The sequence below is a fragment of the Streptomyces sp. SAS_272 genome, assembly GCF_052543235.1.
Window position 1 is genome coordinate 80,691 of sequence record NZ_JBMNDR010000033.1, and the last position, 7,327, is coordinate 88,017.

Genomic DNA, 7,327 nt, shown 5'->3' on the forward strand with positions numbered 1-7,327 from the left:
ACTGTTGACCGACCGTCACCATTGCACTCCGCTGCGGATGGCGGGGCCGCTCAGGTCACCGCCGCCGGCTCGCGACGCCGTGCGTCGCCGGACTTCGCTTCCGCCGCTTCGGCGACCGGAGTCTCCCAGTCCGGTTCAGGCTGTGCCGGCGGACCCGCTCCCGCCGGCTCGGCACGGCCCTGCCGCCGGAAGGCCGACGTGCCCCGTGCGATGTCGTGACCGATCGCCACGGCGTCGATGTCCGCCGAGGTCCGGCTCTGCTGCCCCTCGCGCGACTCCGTGCGCACCTTCAGCCTGCCCTGGACGATCACCGGATCCCCGACGTTCAGCGAGGCCATCGCGTTCTGGGCCAGTTGCCGGTTGGCCCAGACCGTGAAGAAGTTTGTGTGGCCGTCGGTCCAGGCGCTCTTCTCCCGGTCCCAGTAGCGCGAAGTCACCGCCAGCCGGAACCTCGCCGACGCGCCGGCCGCCAGGTCCCGGTAGACCGGCTGCGTCGCCACGTTGCCCACCGTGCAGACCAACGTCTCGTTCATGCGAACCCCTCCCTCGCCGGACGGTCGCGCCGCCCGGTCACACGCACGGGCCCCTCCCGTACGGCTGCGTCCGCCGCGACGGCCGCGGTGGCCTTCACCGCGTGCCGTCAGCGCCGTTCGCGGCGACCGCGTCCGTCGCGACCGCCGCGAAGCCAGACTGCCTCCGTCGGGCCGGGCCCGCCGAGCGCTGTGGACCACCGCCCGCCTGTGGAAAACTCCACCACCCGGACGAGTGATCAGCGCCCCTGCTCCCGGTGATCACCCAGGCGGATCTGCTCCGCCGACGCCCGATCCCGAGAGCTCCACCCCCTGTGGATCACCGCCGTGCCACCGCAAGCCGGTTCGCCGGGCGCCGACGCCCCGCCGCACGCCCCTCCACAGCACGCCCGGTCGCCGCACGCCCCTTCACGCCGCAACGCCCCTCCACAGCACGTCCCGTCGCCGCACGCCTCTCCACAGCACGCCTCTTCACAGCGCGCCTCTTCACAGCGCGTTCGTTCGCCGCCTGCCGGTTCATCGCGCACCCCGTCGCCGCGCGCCCGTCCATCACGCGCCCGTGCATCACGCGCCCGTGTATTGAGCGTCCCTTCACCGCGCTCCGGCCACCGCCCCCGTGACCCTGGCGTACCGCTCCCGCACCTCCCGGTAGCGCAGCAGTTCCGCGGCCACGGGGTCCAGCACCCGGGCCCGTCCGCAGCCGGCCGCAGCCTCCCGCAGCCGGCGTTCAGCGTCATGCCCGTACCGCCGGGCCGGCCCCCGGGCAGCCATGCGGCAGCTCCACTCGACCAGCGGCCCGCCGATGATGCCGGACACCATCAGCAGCACCGGAACCCCGAGGTTCGGGTCCATGACTCCGACGATCTGGCCGACCAGCCACAGTCCGCCGACGACCTGCAGGAGCGTCATGCAGGCCTGCACCAGGACGGCGACCGGCCACCAGCCCGGCCGGGGCGGTCGTCCCGGCGGCAGACCGGCCCGCGCCGCCAGGTCGTCCAGCGCCTCGGGCAGCCCCTGCGCGCCGCGCACCGCCGCCTCACGGACGGCCTGCGCCCAGGGCGCCGGCAGCCCCGCCGAGGCCCGTTCGGACACGGTGCGCACCGCCTGCTCGACGCGCTGACGTGCCGTGGCCTCCTCGTCGGCCTGGGCGCGGACCGGCAACCGCCCGGTGGGAGGGTCGCGCCGGTCCTGCTGCCACCGCCACAGCCGCAGCCAGGGCGTCCCGCACGCGCGGTTGGCGTTGCGCAGCCAGGCCCGCTCGGCGGCCTCGCCGGCTGCGGTGGCGCCCACCGCGTCCGCCAGCAGGTCGGCGAACTCGTCCCGCGCCTGCTCGCTCAGCCCGATGCGTCGTCCGGTGGCGTAGACGGACCGCAGCCGCCAGGCCGCGGCCTCCACGTCGGCCGAGATGCGCCGGGCGGCGGCGCCGCGCTCCGCGACGAACTGGCCCAGCACCTCCCGAAGTTCACCGACTCCGTCACCGGTGAGCGCGGACAGCGCGAGCACCGTGGCCCCCGGTTCGCCGTACTCGCCGAGGGCGACGCCGTCCTCGTCGAGCAGCCGCCGCAGGTCGTCGAGGACCAGTTCGGCGGCCTCGCCGGGCAGCCGGTCGACCTGGTTGAGGACGACGAACATGACCTCCGCGTGTCCGGCCATGGGCCGCAGATACCGTTCGTGCAGGACGGCGTCGGCGTACTTCTCCGGGTCGACGACCCAGATGACGGCGTCCACGAGCGCCAGCACCCGGTCGACCTGCTCGCGGTGCTGCACGGCCGCCGAGTCGTGGTCGGGCAGGTCGATCAGGACGAGCCCGCGCAACTGCGCCTCCGCCTCGGCGGTCTGCACCGGTCGCCTGCGCAGCCGGCCCGGGATGCCGAGCCGGTCGATGAGGGAGGACGCGCCGTCGCTCCAGGTGCACACGATGGGCGAGGACGTGGTCGGCCGACGGACGCCCGTCTCCGAGATCGTGACACCGGCGAGGGCGTTGAACAGCTGTGACTTGCCGCTGCCGGTGGCGCCCGCGAGGGCGACCACGGTGTGCTGCCCGGAGTGCCGGCGCCGGGCGGCCGCCTCGTCCAGGACCCGGCCGGCCTGGGCGAGCGTCCTGCTGTCGAGGCGTGTGCGGGAGAGCCCCACGAGTTCGCGCAGCGCCTCCAGCCGTGAGCGCAGCGGCCCGTCGTAGACGAGCGGGGTCGAGGGCAATGCGCTGCCGCCTCCGCCGGACCGGGCCGCCTTGTCGGCCGCCGCCGCCTGCTCGGCGGCGGCGGCCTCGTTCACCCGGCGGGCGATGAGACCGTCGTCCCAGGCATCGGCCGAATCCTCGTCGGCGTCCGCTCGGGACGTGCACGCGGACGGGTGCCGGGCCGGGTCAGGGGCCGGGGGCCGGGACGGGTCAGGGGCCGGGGCCGGACCGGCGTTCGAACCGGGGTTAGGGCGGGGCAGAGCGTCCTCCGTTCGGTCGGCTGCGCGCGCGTGGCCGGTCGGCTCCTGCGCCGAGGCGTCCGCCTCTTCGGGGTCGCCCCCGTGCTCCGACTTCTTCCCCTCCGGCACCGCGCTCCCGGTGCGCTCCTGGACTTCGCGATCATCCTGGTAGCGCAACCGGTCCTCGCGATCACCCTGGTGGCGCTGCCGCTCGCGACCCTGGTGCTCTGGGTGCTCTGGGTGCTCTGGGTGCTCTGAGTGCTCTGAGTGCTCTGGGTGCCCCTGATGTTCCTGTTGCCCCTGGTGTTCTTGTTGCCCCTGGTGTTCCTGGTGCTCCTGATGACTCTCCGGGTCATGGCGGCTTCCGTGGGCCGGGTTCTCGTGCTTCTCCTGGTCCGCGTGGCCTGTCTGGTCCGTGTGGTCCTGGTCAGTGACGGCGGTCACCGGTCACCTCTCCTTCTGCAGTACGGACAGCGCGGCAATGAGTTCGGCCTGGGGTTCGGGGTGGACTTCGAGTCCGTCGAGGGGGGCGAGTCGGCGTTCGCGTTCGGCGTGCATGACCCGGTCGAGGTGTTCGGCGAGCAGCCGCCCGCCCCGGTCGCGCAGCCGCAGCGCCCCGTGCGCGCCGAGCCGCTCGGCGAGCCCCTCGCCCGCGGAACGCGCCCTGCGGCCGCCCAGCAGCGCCGTGGCGACGAGAGCGGCGACCGACTCCGGGTCGGGGCCGGCGCCCCGCTCCAGGCCGCGTACCTCGTCCTCGGCGTACTCCTCCAGCTCGCGCCGCCACCGTCGAACGGCGAGGCCGATCCGGTGCTCGGCGCTCTCCAGGGATGTGTCATGGTCCGTCAGCGCCGCTGCATGGGAGGCCGGTTCGCGGCGCCAGGCCTCGTCGACACGATCGTCGGCGGCGGTGACCGCGCACAGCAGCAGCGCGGCGAGGCTCTCCACGAGGGCGTCGAGCAGTTCGCCTGCGTTGCAGTCCAGCGGGAAGGCCCGCCAGCGTTTGAGCGCGTCGCCGGCGAGGACCGCGCCGCTCTGCAGACGACCCCGCACGCGCGTGTACTCGCTGTCGTACGCCCCTTCGACGGCCGAGGTGAGCCGCAGTGCGGCCGCGTACTGCGCGGCGGCGGCGCCGGCGAGTTCGGGCATCCGTGCCTTGAGGGAGTCGAGGACGCCGTGGGCCGTGCGGGCGAGGGCGTGGTTGCGGGCGGCCGGGTCCTGGGCGTGGTGGACGAGCCAGGAGCGCAGCTGCGCCACGGCGGTCGCCGGCAGCAGCCCACCGCCCCAGGCCGACTCGGGCAGTTCGGGGACCGTGAAGCGCGGCACGTCGCCCAGCCCGGCCTTGGTGAGCAGGGCGCCGTACTGGCGGGACACCTCGGAGACGACCTGGTGAGGCACCCGGTCGAGGACGGTCACGAGCGTGACGTCGTACTCCTTGGCGGTGCGCAGGAGGTGCCAGGGAACGGCGTCGGCGTAGCGGGATGCCGTCGTGACCATCACCCAGATGTCGGCGGCGCAGATCAGTTCGGCGGCGAGTACGCGGTTGTCGGCGACGAGTGAGTCGATGTCGGGCGCGTCGAGAAGGGCGAGACCGGGCGGGAGTGTGTCGGCGGTCTCGATCCGCAGCACGGGTCTGCCGTCCTCGCCGGTGAGCAGCAGATCGTCCGCCGCCTCCTGATGAGGGGCCCACGCGCGGGCGAGGCCGGGCAACACCCGCATGCCGCTGAACCAGTGATGGTCCTCCGGGTGGCATACGAGCACCGGGGTCCGTGTCGTCGGCCGCAACACGCCCGCCTCGCTGACGCGCCGCCCCACCAGGGAGTTGACGAGCGTCGACTTGCCGGCGCCGGTGGATCCGCCCACCACCGCCAGCAACGGCGCGTCGGGCTGCCGGAGCCGCGGCACCAGGTAGTCGTCGAGCTGGGCTAGCAGTTCGTCGCGGTTGGCACGCGCGCGCGGGGCCCCTGTCAAGGGCAGCGGGAAGCGTGCGGCGGCGACACGGTCGCGCAGGGCGGAGAGTGCGTCGAGCAGCTGAGGCCTTACGTCCAAGGTCACCACACGCGAAGAATGCCCAATTTTAGGGGATTTATGAAGCATATAGGCATGTCTGCGCGCCGATAGGACACAAGGGACGGAAGGCGCGAGTGGGACAGAGGCGCAACGCAGGCATAACGAGTGCACAACACCCGTGGCCAGGGACGCCAAAAGCGGTGCACGATTCGTACCTGCCTGCGATTATCAGGACCGCTTCACCGAACCTCCACATTGAGCCACGGAGGCGAAGCAACCAGGACAAGGAACCGGGAGCCCTATCCTTGTCCCCGGCAACGTCACGGATCAGCCCACACCCGGGCAGCACGTACGAGGCCACCACACCGGCCCCCGTAGCTCAGTGGATAGAGCAGGCGCCTTCTAAGCGCTTGGCCGCAGGTTCGAGTCCTGCCGGGGGCGCAAGTCTCCGCCCTCCCTATGGGAGGGCATTTTTGCTGCTCAGAGCACGTATCACGCGACACGGCGACGCCCCGGACACTCCCCCGATGATCAAGGGGAAGGTCCGGGGCCGTCCGGCTGTAACCGGGTTTTCGCGGGTGGCTGTGTCGAATACGTGTCGAAGTTTTCGGCGAGAGGCCTCAGCCCGCGTCGGTCGGCTCGGGAAGATCCCCGGCGGCCTCCAAGCGCTTTTTCAAGTCAGGCAGCTGCCCTTCGACACACCGTGCGTAGGTAGCCAGCAGCACCGGAACACTGTTCCCGGCCCATTCGGCAACTTGAGCGGGCGGGATCCCGTCATTGAGCCACTTGGTGAGGCGCGTGTGCCGGTTGTCGTACACCCGCTTCCCCGTGGGCGACTCGAAGACGTGCGGGGGCAGGACGGCCTTGCGCGCACTGCGCCACGCCCGACGAATGACCGAGCCGGCGAGAATGCCGCCCGCTTCCCCCTGGAACAGCAGATCACCGGGCCTGAGCTGCTCCTCCTCGACGTGCTGCCGCAGGATGCGCGTCAGGGCGGGATGCCCCGGCACGGTGCGCGTCTCGCCCTCGGCGCGGCCCTTCAGATCGCGTTCCTCGTGGATCTTGCCGGTGTCGGTCCACTGCTTGCCGACCTCCGGAGTCGCCGTGTGGATCAGCAGCTCACACCACTGGTCTCGGGTGTCGGGGTCAGGCACCATCACGTCCTGCACTCGCATGGCTATGGCTTCCTCCGGCCGTAGAGCGCAGTAGTACAGCGTGGCGAAGAATGCATGCAGCCGCGTTCCCCCGCGTGGCCGGCGACGGATCCAGTCGAGGAGCGCCGCCGCCTGGTCCGCGTTCATCAAGGACCGCTTGTCGACGGCGTTGCTGGTCTTGGTGACGGTCGTCGCCTCCTTCCCCTTGGGGAGGGGATTGGTCCGCAGGACGCGCCGCCGGATCGCGTGCTTCATGACGACGTTGAGGATCCGGCGGTTGCGCTTTCGGGACCAAGCCGCCGCCTGCTTCCCGTCGAGGCGCGTGTCGACGGCCCGCAGAACCGCATCAACCCTCTCCGGCTCCTCCCAGACCGAGACCGGCAGGGAGTTGCGCTCCACCCACCTGAGGATGGTCGCCACGTCTCGCGGGGCGTCCGCACGGCGAGTGGCATTGAACGCCCATTCGCGCAGCGCGGTCCGCACGGCCACCGGGGCGAACTGGGTCGGCTGGGCACGCAGCAGCGCGATGGTGACCGCCGTCAGGGTCTTGGCCGTGTTCTTACGGCTGTTGCCGCCGAGCTCCGGCCAACGGGCGTCCACGTACCCGACGGCGAACGCGTACCAGCTCATCGCAGCTGACTTGGAGCGGTGGAAGCGACACCGCCTCCCCTGCACTCCGTGTCCGTAGCCGGAGTGGTGGTGCGCGAGGACGGCCGTCTCCTGGCGATACGCCGAGCCGACAACGGCACCTGGGAGCTCCCCGGCGGCATCCTCGAACTCGACGAGACCCCGGAGGCCGGCGTCACCCGCGAGGTCCTTGAGGAGACAGGCATCCACGTCGAGGTGGACGAACTCACCGGCGTCTACAAAAACATGACCCGCGGAGTCGTCGCCCTGGTCTTCCGCTGCAAGCCCTCCGACGGCATCGAACGCACCTCCAGCGAATCCACGGCAGTCTCGTGGCTCACGCCCGACGAGGTCACTACTGACCTTCAAAGCGTGGTGTCGGCGGGGCTGACGGTTCATGATCCCTGCGGTACGCCGGTGGCATGAGGTATGCACAAGGGGGCGGGCTGACCGACGAACGGCGGGCACTCCGCGAGCAGTTGAGGTTGGAGACGGCCGAGCGGTTCGCCCAGGGCGACGAGAACCCGGTCATCGCTCACGACATGCGGGTCAGTGTCCGTTCAGTGCAGCGGTGGCGCAGGGCCTGGTCGC

The 7,327-nt window shown here is 71.7% G+C and carries 7 protein-coding genes and 1 tRNA gene; 4 read left to right on the top strand and 4 right to left on the bottom strand.

What is annotated here, in order from left to right; translation table 11 throughout:
* Positions 1-50: 50 nt before the first annotated feature.
* Both ACN6LD_RS20080 and ACN6LD_RS20085 read right to left on the bottom strand, forming a co-directional pair.
* The gene (locus ACN6LD_RS20080) at positions 51-533 is read right to left on the bottom strand and encodes a single-stranded DNA-binding protein (protein ID WP_319195901.1); all 483 of its coding nucleotides are present in this window, start codon (positions 531-533) and stop codon (positions 51-53) included.
* Between the two features lie 588 nt (positions 534-1,121).
* Entirely contained in the window at positions 1,122-2,804 is a 1,683-nt protein-coding gene (locus ACN6LD_RS20085) for a YfjP family GTPase (protein ID WP_319195903.1), read from the bottom strand.
* Positions 2,805-3,050: 246 nt separating this feature from the next.
* Between ACN6LD_RS20085 and ACN6LD_RS20090 the strand changes: the two genes are divergently transcribed.
* Positions 3,051-3,206 (top strand): hypothetical protein, encoded by a 156-nt coding sequence (locus ACN6LD_RS20090; protein WP_445043889.1) that lies wholly within the window; start codon positions 3,051-3,053, stop codon positions 3,204-3,206.
* A 189-nt stretch (positions 3,207-3,395) separates the two neighbouring features.
* Here ACN6LD_RS20090 and ACN6LD_RS20095 read toward each other — a convergent pair whose 3' ends face one another.
* Positions 3,396-5,003 carry a dynamin family protein gene (locus tag ACN6LD_RS20095; protein ID WP_445043890.1) on the bottom strand — a complete coding sequence of 536 codons (1,608 nt, stop codon included), beginning with the start codon at positions 5,001-5,003 and terminating at the stop codon, positions 3,396-3,398.
* 320 nt (positions 5,004-5,323) lie between these two features.
* Between ACN6LD_RS20095 and ACN6LD_RS20100 the strand changes: the two genes are divergently transcribed.
* Positions 5,324-5,396, top strand: a tRNA-Arg gene (locus ACN6LD_RS20100).
* Between the two features lie 179 nt (positions 5,397-5,575).
* On the opposite strand, the gene ACN6LD_RS20105 is transcribed toward ACN6LD_RS20100, so the two are convergent.
* Positions 5,576-6,739, bottom strand: coding sequence for a tyrosine-type recombinase/integrase (locus ACN6LD_RS20105; RefSeq protein ID WP_445043891.1), 1,164 nt, complete (start codon positions 6,737-6,739; stop codon positions 5,576-5,578).
* A 48-nt stretch (positions 6,740-6,787) separates the two neighbouring features.
* On the opposite strand from ACN6LD_RS20105, the gene ACN6LD_RS20110 reads away from it, so the two are divergent.
* Positions 6,788-7,162 carry an NUDIX hydrolase gene (locus ACN6LD_RS20110; RefSeq protein ID WP_445043892.1) on the top strand — a complete coding sequence of 125 codons (375 nt, stop codon included), beginning with the start codon at positions 6,788-6,790 and terminating at the stop codon, positions 7,160-7,162.
* Positions 7,159-7,327 (top strand): helix-turn-helix domain-containing protein (locus ACN6LD_RS20115; protein WP_445043894.1); only part of this gene is annotated, 169 nt, incomplete at its 3' end. The genes ACN6LD_RS20110 and ACN6LD_RS20115, both read left to right, overlap by 4 nt.